Below are 21615 nucleotides of genomic sequence, written 5' to 3' on the forward strand. Positions count from 1 at the left end.
TTGAATATACATAGTCATCGACTAACACACCTTTAATCATGGTGTTCTTTGCCACTACTCGAACACGAGTAAACCCTACTTTTTCAAGCAATTTATACGAGCTGATGTTATCTGTGGCGCAAATTGCAATCAGTTCTTGAATCGCAAGTGTCTCAAAAGCATACTCAACTAACAACTTCAGGGCATGGCTCGCGTACCCTTTGCCCTGAGCCTGTAGCTTTAGCATAAACCCAACTTCGCCAACACGCCTATTTTTATCTAAGAGCTGTATACCAATATTGCCGACTTTCTCATCTGTTTCAGCATCTGTAATACTAAAATGCCAACTTTCACTCATGCATGATGTTTTTGCTATACGCCGACTGAAGTTAGCGCTAAGTACATCCAGTGGTAAACAATCGTACACATAGTACATTACATTTTGACATTGATTCATTTCTAAAAATAACGCCCAATCAGATTGGTTAAGCGGCTCAAGCCTGACATTATCATTGAGTATGTTCATTTAATTAACCTAGGGGCTGTTGATCTTTGCTGTTCTATTTTTGTTCTCTTTGAGCGTGCTTTTATCACGGCGCTTAATGTGTAGCCTAGTAATCTAAGCGGATATTAAGCAACAAAGAGAAAAGGGCGCTCAAAAGAACCGGTAGGCAGCGCTTGATGGGCTTTTCTACTATGTTATCGGCTGACTCACATGGAATAATCATGCTACGCAGCCTCTGCCTTGTATAAAAGCCAATCAAACTGCTGCAAAAACGAACCTGAAAGATCAACAGCCCCTATAATGACATAAGCCGAATTGGCCTATCTTTACAGCATATTACTTATTCTTAGAGAAATAAAAAAGGCCGCTTATGCGGCCCTACTCTAAGCTAATAGATTTTATTACGGTGTTGCTGTGATATTCACAGAAACACCTGTCGCAGTACTATAACCATAAACATCGATATACCACGTGCCTGCTTGCGGGTTAGTAAATGCGCAATTTTCAACATTACCACCAGCATAAGGTCGGCAATCCCACTTCGAACGAGTAGATGCTTTGCCATACGTTACATACAAATCAGCATCACCTGTACCGCCTGACATTGCAACGTTAAAGTTTGAATAACCATCCGCTAAGTCAAACGTATAACGAACCCAGTTACGGCGCGAAACATTAATGTTATTTGTTGTCTCATCAATTGCCGGTAAGTCACCACCTGGTGTACCTGAACAACCATTTGCATTTAAGTGATCAACGGCTGCTTTTGCTTGAACTAAACCATGGCCAAACTGCACATCTCTTCCTGGTGCACCTAAGTCTTCCGCTGTTGCTGTTAACACAGTACGAATTTGTGCAGCGGTACAGCTTGGGTGATGACTCCATACCAATGCAGCAACACCAGCAACATGAGGAGAAGCCATTGAAGTACCGGTCATTTTTCCGTAATTACCTGGGCTGATATTAATAGCCGCCGATGTACCTGCATCAGCTAGCATGGCTGCACCAGCAACATCAGTCACTGTTAAACTTGGAATCGTTGTTTGGTTTGAATCACCTAAAGTGCCGCTGAAGCTCCCAGCTGCATTATTATATATAATCGCGCCTACGCCGCCACTGTCTTCACAATTCTTAACTTTATCATGGAACGAAATAGCACCACGTTGAATTAAACACACCTTACCATTGGCACCATTGTCAGTCGCTTCGCCAGTTGCAAAATCATATAAAGAAGCAGTAACAACACCTTGGTTTTCCATTGCATTGGTATCGTACGAAATACTATTTACAGTTAAAGATACTGAAGAGCCATCACCTTCTGGGTAAGTCGATTGCACATCAACGCCTGGTGCTGCAATTTCTACTTGGCTATTCTTTTGTGAGCTGGTGTATAAATCTTTATTTTTATCTACACCACCAACTGACATAACTGAATCATATGATGCAGGGAAACTTTCTAGATCCGTTGGATTAGATAACACCCCGTCATTTCCTGCTGCGGCAATTAATAACATACCTGCATCTGCAGCGGCTTGCATACCATTACGTTCAGTCGTGCTTGAACCTGCCCCACCTAAGCTCATGTTTACAACATCAGCACCTGCCGATTGACATTTGTTAACTGCGTCAACAAGCTCTGATGAATATCCCCAACCACTTGCATTAAATACTTTAATAATATGCATTGAAGGATCTGTGCCAATCACACCTCGAACGCCAATACCATTGTTCAATGCCGCTATTGTGCCAGCCACGTGTGTACCATGTGGGCCACCATGTTCAAACCAGTTTCCTGTGCCTCTGTCATTGGTGCCTGATATAGTTCCACCGTTAGAACCCATATCTTCATGTGGCAAATCTAGACCAGAGTCAATTACACAGATCTTTTTACCGCCGCTGGCTGCCGATGCAACCATATCATCAACCTGATCAGCTTGAACTAAACTAATGCCATAAGGGATATCTTGAGACATTAGACGACGTGGTAAATCTTCCTCAACGTATTCAACATCGCTGTCTTCTTGTAGTGTTTGCAGCTGTGCGCTGGTTAATGGTGTTACAACGGCATTCAGACTCGGTTTGAATTGTGCATTGTTAATTCCTAGGTTAAACATTCTAGATTGAGTGAGATGTGACATCTCACCTTCGCTGCCCATTACAGCTGAAGTTGTTCCTGATTTATATTTAACGATATAACGCTTTGGAAGAGGCGATTTATTTGCTTCTTCTAGCATTGGTGCTGCCTGTAACGACGCTGAAACAGCAAGCGATAGTAAAGTTGCGCTGAAAAGTACTTTGTTGTTTTTTTGTTGCTTGATCATGGTTAAACCTGTCATTTGTTATTATTTTCGTTAAAAAATGTATCAGAAAACATAAAAATTAACATAGATAAATGAAGCTGGATTGTAAAAGATTGTTAACGAAAGCAACATAAAAATTAAATAATAGATTTAAAACAACAGGTTAAAAGCAAATAGTTTCGTTATTTGAAATTGATAATATTTACACGACACATCAATGTAAGAATATATAATTACAACCGCTGTCTCTCAATCCATAAAACAGATCCAAAATACGCTTCGCGCTATCACATATACGTCGACTGATCATCTTACTCTCTCAATTACAAATAAAACCAAAAAAAAATAACTAAAGATTTGTTTTATATGAATTAAAACTCAACCTCCATCGACTAAGATATTGCCTTGTGATGTTAATTTTTGTCTAAATAAAACATATATTGTGCCCAAAACTAGGCTATTTCTGACTCTTTAATACAAGTACATAAGTCACTTACCCATAGATCACATCATTACTTATTATTATTTTTCACAACAATTAAGTGTGCTTCCCCTTACATTATTTTTATTCACTTTACATAAAATTAATATTGGTGCTACAACAAAGTCGCTAAACGATATACAACATGTAGAATTAAGGATTATATAATGTTTAAAAAAACAGTTATGGCCAGCTTAGTCAGCGTGCTCCCGCTTTCAGTAATGGCATCAGTAGAGCAGTCTTGCCCTCGTGTTGAAGGGTTTTACGCAACATGGGATCACCCTGCCGGTGGTAATATGGATATTAAAGATTTGGCGACCGACCAACTCACTCACATTATTGTCGCATTTGCTTACCCGCAGTCTGATGGCAGTATTGATACTCAAGAAGCGGATCAATACATCGATGATATTGTGAGTCATGCACATGCCAATAATACCGGTGTGATGATATCGGTCGGCGGCGCTGGGGTTGACTTTCTTTCAATGGATGAAGCTGCTCGAAGCCAGCTTGTGTTTAATCTCGTTGAATATGCCAAGCGACATAATCTCGACGGTATAGACGTTGACTGGGAAGATTGGAGTAGTTATAACCAACCTAACCCTGAAGAAAGTAACAGGCTCCTAAATTTAGTCAAAGATCTCCGCGCAGCACTGCCTAAACATATTGAGGTAACTGTCGACGTACAAGCCGGTGGTTGGTCAGGCATCAACTTTCACCCCGACTTAGACAAATATGCTGATATCATTCGCTTTATGGCCTATGACTATACAGGAGGCTGGGGGGGCTCTCCCATTAAACATCATGCATCATGGGACGATATTCATAGTGGGCTCGTAAACCCAAATATCGCCAGTCAAAGTATGATAACTAAATATGATGTAAGTAAAACCAGCCTAGGTCTGCCATTTTACAATAAAACATTTATCGATGGTAAAAATGGCCCTATATCGGGATACACATCTCGTGACATTGTTGATAACCTAGTCAAAGGGCTCGGTATAGACTATAACAGTGGGCAATATATCTTAGATAACGATGCATACTTTTGGGAAACCCCAAACTTAATACACACCAAAACACAATTCGTTGCTGAAAATGGATATCCTGGGGTGTTTATTTGGGAGTTACATCAAGACTCGAGAGATGAGCAATATAAGCTGCTAAATGTGATTGCCAAAGAACTTCCCAAATGCCAACCTTGCGCTGATCCTTGGCAGTCATATCCTGCTATTTATAACACAGGTGACACCGTAAGCTTTGCAGGGAAAAATTGGCAAGTAACGGGCGGCCCGCTACACAGCGTACAACCGATGACATTAGGGCATGCGCACAGATATAAAGACCTAGGTGCATGTAAAAACTACGTGTTAAGCCAACAGTAACCCCTTCTTCGCTTGAGCTCGCACCAGATAATCTGTACCCTAACACACATTATCTGGTACTGTATTAATCATACATGCACTGCTTACTCTCGAAATGCATGTGCTTTCATTACGGTGGCAATGATCCTGAAAACATCAACCCACGCTTGACGTACTTCTGGGGTCCAACTATTACCCAACCCAACTTTAAGTGTATGTAAGAGCGCATTACCTACTGGGGTAAAATCCTTGGCGTGCACGCCATATGCAACATGCCTATCAGCAAGTTTATGCAAGATAGGTATTAATGCATCTAAATCGTCTAAACCATTTACCGCAACCTTAAGGGTTGCCATCAACTTTTGGCCTTGGCTTTTCAAGCTATTTTTAAATAAAGGCTTTAACGATGGATCATATTGGAAAAGGGTGGTATAAAAAATATCAGCAGCTTGCTCTGCAATGGGTTCAACCTGCGCAAAACTCTGCTGCACCAATTGCTTTTGCCTATTCGTTATCGTCATTGCCCTGCCTAATTATTCAGTTAGTTAGCACATTACCTTCTAATTTAGTCGTTAAGCGCTATTGTCGCGAATTATATTTCATACCATGCTTGGTTTTATACTTCTGCACTGACTATTCTAGTGTTTCTGTGTATACCTGTGATTGGGTTGTTGTGATTGCTTCAACAATATAAAGTTGCATCCATAAAGCTGTTATCTCTTTTCAACATATACCGCATACGATAACCGCTATCAGCCTTTTCCAGCCCTGTGCAAGTTCGTTTGACCTCTACTATTAAAAAACATCCCCACACAACAAATCAATCACTATACTTTAGTCACCATAGAATAGATTTAAGTTAACCTCAGATTTGGATAAGGGTTTTGGAATAGGAAATATTTTGTAAACAAACTTACGTACAATCCAATGATGATATTTTGTTCAATATCAAGGCGCTTTTATGCAGTAATAGCGGGCTATTACAAATGAAAGCAACGCCGAGAGTGAGAAAAATAGCTATATTGGGCAAATTCGCTTATTCAGAGCTGAGGTTAAGTTGTTATTATGAACTTAAAAGAGTTAAGAAATGGGGAATGGGTTGAATATAATAACCACCCAGTCGAAGTCATAGGCATTGATGAGATTTTAAAAACGGCCACAGTTTACGATCATCAGAATCAGTTGCAACTCACGCTCACCGCCAATGACCTAACAGCGGATCCACAATGTCATTGTGACTCATATCAATACTATTAATGGCCGAGTACAAACAACTTTTGATATAAATCAAGGCTGTTTTCTATCCTCACTAACAAGGACAGCAAACAGCCATATACTTAAAATGATAAAACAAAATTTATATAAAACCCGATATAAAACTGAAGTATATAAAGTTTGCTATCATATACAGCTAGATTAGAAGCGACCGGTATATTGCAACGAGAATGAACGTCCCATCACAGCAATTGTGGTCGGGTAAACTTCACGATTAAACCACGGCCTCCCAGAATCCCAAGAGCCATCATTACGTGCTCTGGTATCGCGTAAATTATTAACCCCAAACCTCAATGAGTGTGCATCGTTGATGTCATATGTCACACCAGCATTATAAATCAGCCACGGTTTTAATCGCCCTCCCAGCACAGCTCTATTTTCAACTTGTCCATTTGGGTCTTCTGCATTCCATGTTGAACCATAGCGAATTTGTTGTAGAGAAACACGCCATGCATTTTTATGCCAAGTAAAAGTGTTATCTACTTTTGAACGTAGGTCATCGTTATCAAAATCATCTCGATACTCTTTATTTATGGGATCTCCTGGAAATTCTTGGCGGATCACTTCTAAAACATGGTTGTAACGCATATTGGCAGTAAATTCACCCCAACTACCCGCGTCATATTTATATATTACGTTCGTTTCAATACCTGTTAGTTCGTTAAATGATTGATTGACATATGTCGTTCGTATTTTATCAACACTATAGCCGTTGGTTGGATTAGTACCTGGAAAACGGTCCACACGACTTATTATTTCATCACAACGCTCAGCAGTGACATTGGCAGTTCCTCGACGACACGCAGCTTCATTTTTGAAAAAATCGGTTAAATTCCATGACTCCACTTGATCTTCAATACGAATTCGATAAGCATCAAATGTCCAATCAAGTCCTTCAGCTACCTCCCATGCAAACCCTACCGTAGCGGAAAACCCAGTTTCTTCTTTTAGCTTTGTATTACCCGTACGTTCGATAAAAATGGTTTGTGATGCACGCAAACGTCCAGCACTATCTGGATCACATTGCTCTGTTAATGCACCATCGTTGGTTCTGCCAGCCGAAATATAGTCTTGACATAAAAGCTCTAAATGATCATCCGTTATACCGCTATAAGACCCAGATGGGCCCGCATTCACTTGATGAATGTCAGGCGCTCTAAATGATGTGCCATAACTTCCTCGCACTAACAAATCATCGGTAGGTCGATATTCAATTCCAATTTGATAGGTAAATGCACCATCTACATCGGTATTATCATCATAATAGTCGTAACGGCCTGCAATATTGGCTTTCACTTGCTCTATAATTGGCACTTCAAATTCAAGTGCGACTCCATACCTATCGCGTTCACCACTGCCTTCTGTAGCTGTTAAACCGTTACCCCATCCTTTGCTTTCATCTAATGTTCGTGGATGGGCTGAAATTCGATAATCTTCCGAACCATACTCAACAACGGCCGCAAATCCTAGATCTCCTGCTGATAACTCCATGATTGCACCAGACAAACTCGCCGTTAATGTTGTAACACTTGCATCTGCTGTGGAATCATTAGACTCTAAAATAGCGTCTCGCCCTGCTTGATCTAATGGACGCCAAAAACGCTGCCAGTCAGGACTATATAGCGGGTCGTTGGCATCTAGCCTTGCACCTAAAAAGTAGTCTCTGGCTTTATCTGCTGCAACCAATATTTCAGACTCTGAGTTTTTCGATTTACTGTGCGAGAATGCAACTTCGTACGCTATCTCTTCAAGTACAATGCCTTTCATGCCCGCCGCAACAAAATACATGTCATCTTCGAAATGCCCCTTGTTGTCACCGCCAATTTCTGATGGCGTAAACGTACGTTGTAAATATAAAGGCCTGTTTTCAGCTGTCTCATCTAAAAAGAAACGACCGTATGCTAAATTATCAATTGGGGAGTTATCTGAACGCCAGCTGGGACCTAAACCGCCTTGGTTTGCTGAGTCACTGTTCCAGTAAAGTAAATCACCAAAAACTTGGTGCTCATCTGAAAGATCCCACTGAAAATTGTTATAAATCGACACATTTTCGCGCTCATTTATATACGAGCTATCACCTGTTGTATCCTTTCCGCAATAATAACCTCGGTCAGGACGTAAAGATAAATCATATTCAGTCCATTGATCGCATGCACCATTTATGAATTCATTAGGGTGAACATATTGAGAGCCGCCCGCAATCGTCCAAGCCATAACACTTCGTGAGTTAACTCGTGAATATAGTGGTTGAGTATCAGTGGCCGGTCCATCATCCACAGAGTCTAACCAGTCTCTTTCATTACCGAGTAGCATATCTTGTTTTGAGTAATCAACTGAGTATGTCCAAGAAAATGATTCTGTACTCGCTCCACCTGTGATCGTAAACTTACGATTGTCTGCGCCGCCTTGAACTGTGGTACTTGCTAGTGCTGTTACAGTAGTGTGCTCAACATTCTTTTTGGTTATTATATTAACAACACCCGCCATAGCATCAGAACCATATACCGCTGACTTTCCTCCGGTTACAATTTCTATTCTAGCAACTGCTGACGTCGGTATTGTTGATAAATTAAACACATTATTTTGACTATTAAATGCACGTGGATAGTTCGCAACTCGTCTACCATTTAACAAGACTAAAGTTCTATTTGGCCCTAGCCCACGTAAATTAACCGTTTCTGCATTTGGTGTGAATGAATTCGTAATACCTTGCCCTTGAATGGTCCCCGTTGCAGCCGTTAAAGACTGGATTGCTTCATAAATATTAGGAAAACCTTTATTCTGAATATCTTCCGCAGTCAGCACTTGAATCGGTGCAGGGCCTTCAATTTCAGTACGCTTAATTCTTGAACCCGTTACTTCAATCCTGTCGAGTTTTATCGTATCTCCCTTGTCAGCAGCGACCGTTACACCACATGATGCAGCGGATGCCAATAAGGCAACTTTAACACTTATGGCGATTATATTTCGTCCTTTCACATTATTCCCCTGAATATTATTTTATTGTTTTATTGGATAGTGATGGGTGAAACTTCATCACTCGTACCTTTTTCAACCGCATTATAAACAAATAAAACACAAAAAATAAACACTCACAAAACACAAAATAAACACTGAGTACACATTAAGCACACATTAAATACACATATTATGTAAAAAAACGACATGATCAGCGAGCCATACTCAACGACAAAAGTGGGTTTTTAGATTTAGAGATTCAGTAATAGATAAAACTGAGTGTATGACATACGAGTGGGGAACTTAACTGCTTAACTCGCCGCCGAAGAATAATAACTTACTCTGGGTGCTGTGCACAAACAACGCTGCTGTGCACAAAAAAACCACAAATCAGGTCATTGCACAAAACTGAAACGATCGAGTAAATGAACGGCATCCGCACGTAAACCCGCACCTAATAAAGACAATTTTGATTCTAAGCTGATCCGTGTATTGTTAGTCTCGTTTTTGCGACTCCCATGCTTTAGGATCCCTCCATCAAAAAGTAAAACTTGTCCATACTTAACATCAATTGGTGTAACTTGACCTGTCCCATAATCTGATTCTAACCACAAAGTTGATGTACCCGCGGTATCCACTAAGGGCAACCACATATTAATTTGTTCAAAGTGATGAGTTATAGAATAGTCATCATGGAATTCGCTGACAGGCAGTGTACCGGGGAGATGAACCCGTATATCTGGACGTTCATCAAAACTGAGTTCATGAGCAACCTTGTACGCTAAGAACTTGTTAATAAACTGATGATATAATTCAATTAAGCCACTTCCTTGAGTTTGAGTAATGATCATGTCTCTAAAAAATAAATTATCCTGAGAGAATAACTTTTGCGGTAATCCAAATTGTGCTCTTTGTGCCATGATACTCTCATGATACTTATCAATATTATTGCACTTGAGGATCTGCTGACTCATGATTTTTGCAAAGGGGAATTGATGAATATCAAAATCTATTAACAACCAATTTTTTAGTGGCGTATGCGAGCATATACATGCATGAGTAAAATTTTCACCTGCAAAAACTTTGTTTAATTCAAGTGTACTCGGCGTAACGTTAACCATTAAAAGTACTCCATGCTTTTGTGCAAGCAAATAACGAGTGGAGGCAATGAACATGCGCAATGTATTCTCACATCGTGTACCGTTTTATTGCATACAGCCAAGTGCCCTTTCTCACTAACAAAGTAAGACAGCAAGTGCTGTTTACTTTCTTGAATTTTATGGCTTACATGTCCTTTGTGAACTCTCACTCTCATCACTCACTTATAATTAACAACTCTTAGTTCAATGCAAATAGGTTAGTGGTATTAACCAGTATCAGCAATTACAGAGCATTACAGTGACATGTAATATCTTAATGATATTTCGGGTGTTATTGTCTTTTTCACAAAAGGCCTACGCCATTTCCTGACAATAATAACTGGGAGTATGGTGAGTAAAGTATTTAAATTCACGTGTCATATGCGCTTGATCTGAGTAACCAAAATCATAAGCCAACTGTGTTAAACTACATTTTGGCGCCTTTTTTAAATAATCGATTGTGTCATTAACCCTAGCAATACGTTGATATTGTTTAGCCGTGATCCCAAGCGATTGTTTAAACAATCGGGCAAGCTGTCGTTGACCAATAGGTAATTCTCTTACAACATTTTGTAATAATAGCGGCTGTTTACAGCGAGACAGTGCTTTTATCAATACGGGATCAAACCCTTGCGCTAACTCACATAACGGGAGTAACTTCCGATACAAAAGAGTGAGCAGCGCCTGCGGGTTTTGGCTATAACATGAAAGGTGTAATAACGCATCCCACGTATCATGTTTTTCAGACTCAGTGCTCTGCGCTGGGGTAATTTCATTTGGTTGTGCCAGTGGAGATAATTGCGCCATCCCTCCAGGTTGAAAACATATGCCCACAACCCGGGTATTTGGATAAAACGCGATTTTTTGCGCTTGTGATGCCGTTGGGCATAAGTACACACCTGCTGATCTCTTCTCATCCCCCAGTAGTACACTACCTGATAAACAATACACAATTGAATTAGATGCATTGGCTTTTAAGTGCCGCAACAATATGTTGTTGCTATCATAATTTGCAACCCAAATACCCTGCACGTATTTCGTCAACTTACCTTGAGGGAAATAGATGCGTAAATCGAAACCATCCCTCTGTTGCAGCAACATTTTCATTACTTTCTACCCATTATATTTCGGGTTTAAACACTCTGGCGATTCGATTCCAGCTATTAATTGCATTAATTGCGAAGGTCAAATCACAAATCGCGCGTTTATCCAAATGTCGCTGTAAATTGACCAATTCAATACCGTCGATATCCTGATTGGCAGTGATTAACTCTGCCCATTTCAATATGGCTTGCTCTTTTTCTGAGAAAAGTGATGATGCTTGCCATGCACTCAATGCAAATAACCGCTCTATTGACTCCCCATTAGATATAGCGCTCTTACTATGCATATCAATACAATGAGCGCACTGATTAATTTGTGACACACGCATTTTGATTAAATCCCATAGTAACAAATTTAGAGATTTAGAATCGCCAAATGCGGTTTTCAAATATGCCTCTTGTTCTAACAATATTTCAACCGCATTGGGTGCTAATTTATAATAGTTAATTGCTATCATGTGGCGTTCCTTATGATTAAAACCATAATGTAACGCGTACCTAATTATCCTGTATTGAATAAAATCGACATGACATAAAATGTATAGAAACATCCTTTTTTGCCCCATTCCATGTCGTTATTTTGAAGCACTTTCTACCAAAAACAATTGTGTTTGTCGTCCATTTAAGTATTGCACACCCTCCCTGGTAAAAATCGCATCTTCTTCCAACATAATACGGATCTCTTTGTTCCATTGTGGCAGATAGACTGCGTTGTTAAGCTCTATCGAATAAGCCGTATTGAGATGTAAAGGATAATCACCATCGCCAACAACCCCTTGCTGAGCATCCCACATACCTATTGTCGTGCCCGCACCATGACCATGAAAACCAATTGGGTGCGTGTAGATGGTCGGCTTTAATTTTTGAGCTATAGCAAACTCACGAGCTCGCTTCAAAATCATATTACCAGTACGCCCTACCACAAATTGCTCTGTCAAAATATCTTGCAATAAATTACCTTTGGCGAGCGCATTCTGTAAATAATCTGGTGCTTGCAACTCTCCTTTTTTAAGTACGTAAGCGTGCTGCTGTGTGTCTGTATTTAAACGCAAATATGTTATACCAAAATCTAAATGTAATAGGTCTCCCGGTTGGATCACATTTTCACCATTGGCATTGGTAAAGCTCGCCTCATGATCAAAGACCTCCACACCAGCTCTTTGAATTGACACACTTGGGTGAAACCACGTGGTGAGCTTTAATTCTCGTACTCTTTCTCGGTACCACCATGTCAGGTCATCTGTCGTTGTTTCCCCGACTTTTATTACCTTACTTGAAAAACCTTCTTCAATGATTGCATGGGCAATTTTAACAATCTGACCATACTGGAATATTTCATTTTTAGTACGTTGTTCCAACCAAGCCACAGCTAGCGGTTCAGCTGATACCAGTTTCTTTTGATAGCCTTTTGGTAAATGGGCAACAAGCTGGTCTTTATCAGTGACAACCAGCCCATCAGCATGTGCCCAATGCTCGGAGGTATTCAGCGCGATGCTATTTGGTTTATATTTTTCTATTACCTCAGCCAAAGCTTTCCATTGATCGGGTTGTTCTGACTTATTCCAAGCCCTTTGAAACACGTCACCCACATTGTATGGTGCAATAGCCAATGCATCCACTTGACCATGTTTGTTGCGTGCGAAAAGCAAAACCGTTGTTCTTCTCGCTGATAACCACGTGGCAGGGAGCAAGGTTTTTAATACGGGGTCTTCATTATATTCCCTGCTGATTAATACCCACATATCAATATTTGTGTCTTTCATCAATTGAGGTAAAAGTGCTTTTACCCGTTCCTGAGTATTATTATCAATCCATTGTGCACGTGCTTTCATGGGCAAGATCATATCAGCCAATTCCGTTTCAGCGTGACTTAAAAAGCTATAAAGTAAAAAGGCGAATGACAATAAAGCACTCAACAACTGAGTATGATTTTTATTATTTTGATGCATAACTAAAGTGCCTAAAATGATTTAGTATAACTTACACTAGCAGCCATGAAATAAAATACGAAAGAATTGCGTTAAGTGGTATGAAGGTGAAAAATAGGCTATTTATAAGCAAGAATAAATAACCTATGATCACATACTCATTCAGTCACCATAGGCTAAGTAATACAAGCTCTATACTGGTGTATTCTCACTTTTTGATAATAGGCAATCCATCAATGCGTCATTCATTGTATTAACTGCAACGGGGTTTTCTAACCCTTCATAGTGCTCAATTAACCACTGTTCAAATAATGGAAACGATTCATATTCGAATAATGCTTGCATCACACTATGTAATGGCAAATCCAGCAATTCTACTAATCTCAATTGAGCCTGCCACTCATTGTCTGGCACACTAAGTCCCCCGCCATGCTTCCCTGTTTGTGAGCGTTCATATATTCTTTTGACCAATTTTATGCCATTGCTTGTTGTAACGTCCCAACTAGATAGTTCTTGCTCTGATGTGGGTATTACCTTTAAAGGAAACCGGAATACGAAATCGGCACTATTGGGAGTCACATAGTCATAGTGAATTTTATCACCTCCTTTAAGTATCGCTTTGTGTGGTAAAAAGGTCAGCGGAATATTGAGACTACACTCATTTTCAGTTAAATAATGTGTTCCATATACCTTAATATCTGTAGTTAACTTAAATCGATATCCTGTTTCAAACCCCTCAGGAATAAGTTGAGAACCAGAAAACGCACTGCGATCACCTTTATAAATATCTAGCGCATGCTCTAGATCTAACTTAAAAAACTCACCCAATAAAACATCCGGATTAATGTCATCTACTAGCCATGACTTAAGTGATACTTCTTCTGGTATAAGTACACCTGAAGGTTTTAAATACTGAGATAAATGTGCAAAAATAAAAACTTGGGGCTCTCGTTTTAATAATGCGGTCATTGTTTCTGAAATAATGATGTCGAATGACCTATTTTCTGAGGCTTGCCATTGAGTCGCATCAGCGCACACTATGTCAATAATGTTATCTTCAACACCAAAATGCGTGATCAACGCTTTTACCGCTGCTACATTTTCTGGGTGAATATCTATTAGTGTTGCCTTAACCTGTGTGTATTCTAACACCGATAGTAAAGGCAATAATAATGTTGCATATGGCCCAGTCCCAGCATAAAGCACTTGAATCGTTTCATCACTCTGAGCAGCTTTATCTTTTATTGCTGAATGTACCCCTTGCATAAATTTTTGACTGCGTAACGTTTCCTGTAAGCACTTCGCAGCCTGTACGGGTGATATTGCGACACCTTGATCGGTGGTAGCATCATTCCACTCATTCATATCAAAATGTGCGCTGATCCCCGTAGTAGTAGCAAGGTACTCAACTAACACTGAAATATATGGTGCCATTAACCCCGCATCTGGCTCTGAATTCAGTAATGCTAATACCGCATTTTTATATTCACTATCACTCACATGTTCCATACATATCCTTTCAAGTAATTCTGTATACCTTCTCAACATAATGCATCAAAAATAACTATAATTGCTATTACAGCAACTTACACACATACACTCTAGTCATTGAGCCCACCATTACATTGTTAGCAGGTCGCTTAAGTTAGTCAAGCGCCCTGCTATCACATGAATTACTTTCTCTTCTTTTTCTATAATCCCTTTTACTTCTAGTATTTTTGCGTTTAAATATGCTTGCTTTTGTGCTCTTGCAGTACCTGACCATACAACAACATTAATATTTCCCGTATCATCTTCTAACGTGAAAAAAGTCACTCCTTTTGCGGTCCCCGGTGATTGCTTTCCCGTCACAACCCCGACAACCGTTACCCAAGATTTATGCTGTAAGTTCATAAGGTGCTGCGCGCGCGTAAAGTGCGTTAACTTTCCTGCCTCGTCTAATAGGGTGATCGGGTGCTTATTTAAACTCAATCCTGTTGATTTATAATCTTCAATCGTCGTGGCAATCTCTTCGGCTTCTCCTACTGGAGCTATATTCTTCTTTTGTATTTGTTCCACAACTAATTCTGGCGTTCTAAATAATGGTAGGGTTGACTCTCTATCCATTATTGCCCATCGGGCACTGTATCGCCCATTGGTAAAAGTATGTAATGCATTGGCTGAGGCCAAATGCGACATCGTACGGTGTTCACATACCACCTCAAATAGTGCTTCCACAGTTTTATATCCTTGCTCAGGCCGTTCAGTCACCACCGTTTTTGCAATGCTTGCTTTAAGTCCTTTAATTAATCTAAGCCCTAAGCGAATGACAAAACCGTTATCTGTTTCACATACTTTATGATCATAATCCGACTGATTCACGCACACCGGCCATATTGTTACATTATGACGCTCAGCATCTTGACATAGCTGTGACGCACTATAAAAACCCATAGGTAAACTATTTAATAATGCACAATAAAAAAAAGCGGGATAATAATACTTTAGCCATGCCGATACATACGCCAAAACCGCAAAAGAGGCTGAATGGCTTTCTGGAAAACCATACTCTCCAAACCCACAAATTTGCGAAAATATTTGTTCTGCATATGCTTGAGTATACCCTCGCTCTTGCATACCGTTTATCAGCTTATTTTTAAACTGCATTAATTCACCTGACTTTTTCCATGCAGCCATTGCTCGGCGTAATTGGTCCGCCTCTCCGCCACTAAAGCCAGCAGCCACCATTGCGAGTTTAATCACTTGCTCTTGAAATATCGGTACACCCATAGTACGAGACAACACATCTTTAACGGCTTCCGAGGGGTAACTAATTTCTTCTTCACCATTACGACATTTTAAAAATGGATGTACCATATCTCCTTGAATTGGGCCTGGACGTACAATCGCAATTTGAATCACTAAATCGTAATAGCAAGCAGGTTTTAAACGCGGCAGCATGCTCATTTGTGCACGCGATTCAATTTGAAAGACGCCTACCGTATCTGCATTTTGTAACATGCCATATACCTGCGCATCCTCTTGCAAACGTGTTATATCGGCTATTTGCCAACGATGGCCTAAATGTAATTCTATTTTTTGAAATGCTTTTCGAATCGCGGTCAACATGCCCAAAGCAAGTATATCTACTTTAAGTAACGCCAAACTTTCTAAATCGTCTTTATCCCATTGAATAACACTACGCTCTGTCATACTGGCATTTTCGACGGGCACCAATTCATACAAAGGTCCAGCAGAAATTACAAAGCCACCTACATGCTGCGATAAATGCCTTGGAAATCCCATAATTTCATCCACAAGCTCAATGAATAGTTGCCCCAAAAAAGAGTGAGGGGCGAGCCCAAGTTCAACAATTTGTGCCTGCCAGTGTTGTGATTTGTCACGACGATTTATATTCTTTATAAAATACTCAAGTTGAGTGGCATCAATACCCAGCGCTTTACCCACATCCCGCACCGCACTTTTAAACCGATAGCTCACGACTGTCGCAGCTAAAGCAGCTCGTTCTCGGCCATATTTTTTATAAATATATTGGATCACCTCTTCTCGGCGTTGATGTTCAAAGTCAACATCAATATCCGGCGGTTCATTGCGCTCTTTACTAATAAAACGTTCAAATAATACCGAAATCTGCTGAGGATCCACTGAAGTAATTTCTAAGCAATAGCATACAACCGAATTAGCCGCTGAACCGCGTCCTTGATATAAAATGCCTTGTTGTTTAGCAAACATCACCACATCGTGTATCGTCAAAAAAAAATACGCGTAATCAAGCTCCTCTATTAACGCTAATTCTTTATGTATAATCCCTATAATATGATCGGGTACCCCATTGGGGAAGCGCCTCTGTTTTCCTTGTTCAACTAATGCACGTAAATAACTCATTGCAGTGTGAGAGCGAGGTACTAACTCACTTGGATATTCATAACGCAACGAATCTAAATTAAACTCACAGCGCTTTGCTATCACAACCGAATTGTCCACCCATGCTTTTTTAAACAATTTACTTAACTTATTAATGCTTCTTAAAGAGCGCTCAGCGTTACATAACAAAGTACTACCGACTTTTTCAACCGAGGTACCCAATCTAATCGCATGAAGAACATGTTGTAAGCGCTGTCGAGTAGCGCTATGCATGAGCACCCCACCGCATGCACTTATCGGCAATGAAAACTGTGCACTGAGTGACTCACAATGTGCTAAGTAAGCCGCATCATTATTTTGTAAGTGTCGCTGTACGCCAATCCATAAACGGTTAGCATGATATTGTTGTAACCACGATGCCCAATAATTGTCCCGCTCAGATAAACTCGGTAGCCATAAAATAAACCCATGCTTTATTGACATCACATCCCATAAAGCCAATTCATATTGCCCTTTTTTGCTGCGCTTACGCGCATTGCTGATGACTCGGCATAATTCTGCGTATGCTGTACGATTTGGGCAAATAACCACCAGCTCTAAGTCTTGATAACGTAATAAGCTACCAATGATCAGTTTAACACCTAACCCATATTTCTTTACTGCTGTATGGGCTCGTACGACACCAGCAACTGAGCACTCATCACAAATAGCAAGGGCGTCATACTTCAAAAAGTCAGCTTGTTTTACCAACTCTTCAGGATGTGAAGCACCTTGCAAAAATGAAAAGTTACTCTGACAAAATAATTCAGCGTACCGCATTAGTGAAACACGCCATGCACAAACCATTGCTGCGTTGGATCTCTAAATACCCATAACCATCGCCCACTAGGATCTCTCGCTATAAAATAATCTCGAATAATAGGTTGTGCATCCCACCACCCCGTTGAAATACGTTCAGGTCCTTGCTGTATAATTACTTTTTCAGATAAGATCTCAGGAAAGGGCAGCATAATTGTTGGCCGTATAAAACTCGCATCACGTATCAAATCAGGTGTCTCAGCACCCAGAGCAACCGAACTATTTGCTTTCTCCGGCCGGTGATCAGCATGCACTTGCATTGTATGTATCGCATGTTCGCCTAACTTAGCTTGCAATATAGAAAGCAAGGCAGTGCGTGAGCCTCCTTTTTGCTGTTTTGAAAATAAATCACCATTGGTATTTTCATAAGCTGTAATACGCTTAGCCTGTAAACTTAGCCCCTGTATAGGGGCATCAAGCTGAACATTTGACATCGCAAGCTCACTCAGTGCTAACCACTTCGTCGCTTTATATTCTCCCTCTTTGGACTGTACGGTTACCACTAACGCCTCACAGTCTCTTTGCTGTAATGTGATATTAATTTGATACGCAATCTTATTACGGCTCGATAAAAAATCTTCCAGCTGGAGTAATAATTTATTAAGCGGCTTACTTAACCAACTTATATTCTCTAGTTCGAAAAGCAATTCTAACTCACGCGAAAAGCGCTCGGGCGGCTGATAAAAATTCACAGGATGCTTAAAATGTCCAAGTAAACGACCCACATAATGCACCAACTCGGCGTCAAAACGCTTTGCTAATTGCACCATTGGAATAGATAAAAGCGCATCTAAGGTGTGTACTCCTACTCGAGTTAGTTGCTCGCTCATGTTATGCGGTAAGTCACTTTCATGTAACGCATGAGCTCTCACTGCACGTAAGAGTAGTGCATGATCATCCGTGATTTTATTCATGCCGTTTCTTGCCAACAACCTAGCAGCTAAAGGTGAATAGCCACAGGCATAACAATAATTAAATCCCAAACGGTTTAATAAAGTACTTATAGATTGCCAGTAAGCGTGCAGCCCCTGATACAGGCTCAACATATTACTAACCCTCAGTAATAAACCTGCATCCGCAAAAAAGCAGATATCACTCGTCAGCGTATATAAGCTATGGGCAATTTCTTTTAATTTTTCTTGTTCAAGCTCTTTATTATAGGGCTGTACCTGTAAATTCTGACACAATGATGCCGCAGCCCCAAGGCCTTGCCCCATGGTGATACCCGCTGTTTGTGCCTTGGCACACGCTTGTACAACTCTATTGTCTTTCCCCTCCACAATAATGATAGGTTGATGCGTTTGTTCACAAAACAAACTATCTAATTGCAAACTATTAAAGTGTAAATATACCCACAAAGTCATGTTATTAACCTGTGGCGATGCTGTGCCAACGAAACGACTTTCCTCTCTATTGTCGGTCGATATAACGCAGGCCAATAACTGGAAATATCGAGTATAAAGTGTGTTTTATCCCATCTACCTTTTTGCTTTTTTATAGTAATAGCAAGGCCACGCTCATGAGCTTGTAATTTTAAACATAAAGACACAGGCAAAGACAGGTTAACCCCCTCTGCACTGCGCATTAAAAATAGTAATGCTTGCCCTCGTTCAGCTGCTAGCTGTAAACGTTTTATATGATGTATCGCGAGTCTATTTTGCCAAAGTAACACACTACTACATTCTGCACTTTTCAAGCACTGCTCAGCTGCCCATAGTGCATCAATCTCATTATCAACTGATAAACTCAATAACAAAGCCGTCTCAAAGCCTAAGTGAAACAACCCATGGCCATTTATATATCCCGGAGGGTTAATAAAAATAGTCAACTTTTTCTGTTGCACTAGATATGGCAATAATAAACGCAACTCTCCAATGCCTTGCTGCGCTTGAATATCAACAACACCATATTTGGGCAACCCCCCTTGTAAGGCTGCATCAAGGTCATCGTTCCCAGAGCTAACACGTTCAATATTGCCAATTTGTTCGTCTCCATGCCATACCAATTGCTGACGCTGTAATAAATCAATAAGGTCATTCATAAGCAACCACCAAAATACTGTATATAAACACAGTATAATTATTATTAGCAGATCCGCAAGATCTATTCCCTTAAACCAACCTATACACCACACTACTTTCGGCGACTCATTGCTTTATTATGTGCAATTACATCATAAAAATAAGCACTGTATTTACGTGCTATAAATGTGGTAATTAAAAGTACAAAATGGCATCATGTTTAAGTAAATAATAACAATAAGAATCAACAGTATGACTCTTCAACAAGTCCCTAGGCTGCCACTACTCGATATTTTTAGGGGGTTTGCAATTTTTGGTATTTTCTTTGTTAATATAACAATTATGCATTGTTTATTTATCAATCAAGATGCGTTCTCAGTACAATTTCAAGACCCGCTCAGTGACACCCTAAACCGACTATTACAATTGTTTTTCTACAATAAATTCTTCCCCATTTTTTCATTTCTGTTTGGCTTTGGTATTGCCTCTCAAATGCAAAAGAAACGACAACTTAAACAACCTTACATTGCTTTTTTTACTCGCCGAATGAGCATATTATTTATGTTTGGTTTAGCGCATATTAGTTTTCTGTGGTCTGGTGATGTCGTACATCTGTATGCCATCCTGGGTTTACTGTGTTTAGTGTTCATTCATGCTTCATGCAAAGTCTTAGTGTGTATCAGTGGCGTATTGTTGCTTTTCCCCTTTTATGATCAACTCACCCATGTAGTACTCCAAGCACTTCCGGTGCAACTAGACAAACAATTATTGGCATATACTGAACAGGGAATTATCGATACTTTGCGTCACGGTAATTATTTGCAAATTATCACTTTGCACTGGCATGAGTATGTGGCTAACTTACCTATGCTACTTTTTTACTTAGGGCCCATTGCCCTTTCAATGTTTTTGTTAGGTATCGCTGCTGGCAAAGCAAGATTAACTTTCGCAAGTAAGGAGTGGACGCTTCATTATAAAAATATGGCTATTTTCATTGCTATCATAGGCTTGATATATAAAGTTATCTTTCTTTGGCTGTTGCCTGAGACCCAATTATATCGCAATGAACTATTACGCCCACTGTGGTTCAAAATGATGTTTTTAAGTGATGTTACATTGGGCATATGCTACCTATGGGGCATAGCATGGCTATGGCACAAACATATTGCGCAAAAATTCCTTATGCCCTTTTCCTATGTCGGTCGTACAGCACTGAGTAACTATTTATTACAAAGTTTTATTGGCTTGTTACTTTTTACCAGCTTAGGTGCATCACTATATCAAACGCTTAGCCCCATGCTTTGTTTTATCATTGCGTCTGTGGTGTTTATGGTACAAATTGGCATAAGCGCAATTTGGTTGCATTACTTCCAATATGGACCATGTGAATGGCTATGGAGATGTGGGTCATATTTAGAGTGGGTCCCTTTTAGAAAGGTAAAAGAAAACGTAACACAAATACATTCTTGAAGTAGGATAGGCACGCTCTATAAAAGTAGTACGTGCCCATACACCAATTAACTACTTAACCTCAGCTCTGGATAAGGGTTTTGGAATAGAAAATGTTTTAAAAACAAACTTACGTACAATCCAATGATGATATTTTGTTCAATATCAAGGCGCTTTTATGCAGTAATAGCGGGCTATTACAAATGAAAGCAACGCTGAGAGTGAGAAAAATAGCTTTATTGGGCAAATTCGCTTATCCAGAGCTGAGGTTACTTAACCTCTGGTTTGGATAAGGGTTTTGGAATAGAAAATGTTTTAAAACAAACTTACGTACAGTCCAATGATGATATTTTGTTCAATATCAAGGCGCTTTTGTGCAGTAATACAAATG

General features: G+C 39.9%; 15 protein-coding genes. 3 read left to right on the forward strand and 12 right to left on the reverse strand.

From position 1 onward, the window contains the following. Nucleotides 1–505 (reverse strand): GNAT family N-acetyltransferase (locus J8L98_RS21085; protein WP_210998072.1); only part of this gene is annotated, 505 nt, incomplete at its 3' end. A gap of 380 nt (nt 506–885) precedes the next feature. Beyond that, complete coding sequence (locus tag J8L98_RS25115) at nt 886–2805, reverse strand: S8 family serine peptidase (protein WP_210998073.1); 1920 nt, start codon at nt 2803–2805, stop codon at nt 886–888. A gap of 627 nt (nt 2806–3432) precedes the next feature. On the opposite strand from J8L98_RS25115, the gene J8L98_RS21095 reads away from it, so the two are divergent. Next, a complete protein-coding gene (locus J8L98_RS21095; protein WP_210998074.1) occupies nt 3433–4650 on the forward strand; it encodes a glycoside hydrolase family 18 protein in 1218 nt (405 codons plus the stop codon). An 83-nt stretch (nt 4651–4733) separates the two neighbouring features. Here J8L98_RS21095 and J8L98_RS21100 read toward each other — a convergent pair whose 3' ends face one another. Beyond that, nucleotides 4734–5150, reverse strand: a complete 417-nt coding sequence (locus J8L98_RS21100) for a globin family protein (protein WP_192507652.1) — start codon at nt 5148–5150, stop codon at nt 4734–4736. 544 nt (nt 5151–5694) lie between these two features. Between J8L98_RS21100 and J8L98_RS21105 the strand changes: the two genes are divergently transcribed. Next, nucleotides 5695–5886: a hypothetical protein gene (locus J8L98_RS21105; protein WP_192507653.1), complete on the forward strand. Its 192-nt coding sequence runs from the start codon at nt 5695–5697 to the stop codon at nt 5884–5886. A gap of 159 nt (nt 5887–6045) precedes the next feature. Here J8L98_RS21105 and J8L98_RS21110 read toward each other — a convergent pair whose 3' ends face one another. The 9 genes from J8L98_RS21110 to imuA all read right to left on the reverse strand — a co-directional run bounded on the left by J8L98_RS21110 (nt 6046) and on the right by imuA (nt 19795). Then, nucleotides 6046–8883 (reverse strand): TonB-dependent receptor, encoded by a 2838-nt coding sequence (locus J8L98_RS21110; RefSeq protein ID WP_210998075.1) that lies wholly within the window; start codon nt 8881–8883, stop codon nt 6046–6048. Between the two features lie 374 nt (nt 8884–9257). Then, nucleotides 9258–9983, reverse strand: coding sequence for a hypothetical protein (locus J8L98_RS21115; protein ID WP_210998076.1), 726 nt, complete (start codon nt 9981–9983; stop codon nt 9258–9260). A gap of 333 nt (nt 9984–10316) precedes the next feature. Further along, nucleotides 10317–11108 carry a helix-turn-helix domain-containing protein gene (locus J8L98_RS21120; RefSeq protein WP_210998077.1) on the reverse strand — a complete coding sequence of 264 codons (792 nt, stop codon included), beginning with the start codon at nt 11106–11108 and terminating at the stop codon, nt 10317–10319. 13 nt (nt 11109–11121) lie between these two features. After that, nucleotides 11122–11562, reverse strand: a complete 441-nt coding sequence (locus J8L98_RS21125) for a carboxymuconolactone decarboxylase family protein (RefSeq protein ID WP_210998078.1) — start codon at nt 11560–11562, stop codon at nt 11122–11124. A gap of 117 nt (nt 11563–11679) precedes the next feature. Then, complete coding sequence (locus J8L98_RS21130) at nt 11680–12948, reverse strand: M24 family metallopeptidase (protein WP_247682655.1); 1269 nt, start codon at nt 12946–12948, stop codon at nt 11680–11682. A 276-nt stretch (nt 12949–13224) separates the two neighbouring features. Further along, nucleotides 13225–14541: a class I SAM-dependent methyltransferase gene (locus J8L98_RS21135; protein ID WP_210998080.1), complete on the reverse strand. Its 1317-nt coding sequence runs from the start codon at nt 14539–14541 to the stop codon at nt 13225–13227. A 111-nt stretch (nt 14542–14652) separates the two neighbouring features. Continuing rightward, on the reverse strand, nt 14653–17715 hold the full coding sequence (locus tag J8L98_RS21140) for an error-prone DNA polymerase (protein WP_210998081.1): 3063 nt from the start codon (nt 17713–17715) through the stop codon (nt 14653–14655). Then, nucleotides 17715–19118, reverse strand: coding sequence for a DNA polymerase Y family protein (locus tag J8L98_RS21145; protein WP_210998082.1), 1404 nt, complete (start codon nt 19116–19118; stop codon nt 17715–17717). The genes J8L98_RS21140 and J8L98_RS21145 overlap by 1 nt, the downstream gene beginning before the upstream one ends. Then, nucleotides 19115–19795 carry a translesion DNA synthesis-associated protein ImuA gene (gene imuA, locus J8L98_RS21150; protein ID WP_210998083.1) on the reverse strand — a complete coding sequence of 227 codons (681 nt, stop codon included), beginning with the start codon at nt 19793–19795 and terminating at the stop codon, nt 19115–19117. The genes J8L98_RS21145 and imuA overlap by 4 nt, the downstream gene beginning before the upstream one ends. 232 nt (nt 19796–20027) lie before the next feature. Between imuA and J8L98_RS21155 the strand changes: the two genes are divergently transcribed. Next, nucleotides 20028–21245 carry a DUF418 domain-containing protein gene (locus J8L98_RS21155; protein ID WP_210998084.1) on the forward strand — a complete coding sequence of 406 codons (1218 nt, stop codon included), beginning with the start codon at nt 20028–20030 and terminating at the stop codon, nt 21243–21245. Nucleotides 21246–21615 lie beyond the last annotated feature (370 nt).

The sequence above is a fragment of the Pseudoalteromonas sp. MMG013 genome (assembly GCF_018100885.1).
Lineage (GTDB): Bacteria > Pseudomonadota > Gammaproteobacteria > Enterobacterales > Alteromonadaceae > Pseudoalteromonas > Pseudoalteromonas aurantia.

Coding starts and splice junctions, on each gene's coding strand:
- J8L98_RS25115 (WP_210998073.1), bottom strand. CDS start 2,805: ATGATCAAGCAACAAAAAAACAACAAAGTACTTTTCAGCGCAACTTTA.
- J8L98_RS21145 (WP_210998082.1), bottom strand. CDS start 19,118: ATGACTTTGTGGGTATATTTACACTTTAATAGTTTGCAATTAGATAGT.
- J8L98_RS21100 (WP_192507652.1), bottom strand. CDS start 5,150: ATGACGATAACGAATAGGCAAAAGCAATTGGTGCAGCAGAGTTTTGCG.
- J8L98_RS21115 (WP_210998076.1), bottom strand. CDS start 9,983: ATGGTTAACGTTACGCCGAGTACACTTGAATTAAACAAAGTTTTTGCA.
- J8L98_RS21140 (WP_210998081.1), bottom strand. CDS start 17,715: ATGCGGTACGCTGAATTATTTTGTCAGAGTAACTTTTCATTTTTGCAA.
- J8L98_RS21125 (WP_210998078.1), bottom strand. CDS start 11,562: ATGATAGCAATTAACTATTATAAATTAGCACCCAATGCGGTTGAAATA.
- J8L98_RS21105 (WP_192507653.1), top strand. CDS start 5,695: ATGAACTTAAAAGAGTTAAGAAATGGGGAATGGGTTGAATATAATAAC.
- imuA (WP_210998083.1), bottom strand. CDS start 19,795: ATGAATGACCTTATTGATTTATTACAGCGTCAGCAATTGGTATGGCAT.
- J8L98_RS21130 (WP_247682655.1), bottom strand. CDS start 12,948: ATGATCTTGCCCATGAAAGCACGTGCACAATGGATTGATAATAATACT.
- J8L98_RS21095 (WP_210998074.1), top strand. CDS start 3,433: ATGTTTAAAAAAACAGTTATGGCCAGCTTAGTCAGCGTGCTCCCGCTT.
- J8L98_RS21120 (WP_210998077.1), bottom strand. CDS start 11,108: ATGAAAATGTTGCTGCAACAGAGGGATGGTTTCGATTTACGCATCTAT.
- J8L98_RS21135 (WP_210998080.1), bottom strand. CDS start 14,541: ATGGAACATGTGAGTGATAGTGAATATAAAAATGCGGTATTAGCATTA.
- J8L98_RS21155 (WP_210998084.1), top strand. CDS start 20,028: ATGACTCTTCAACAAGTCCCTAGGCTGCCACTACTCGATATTTTTAGG.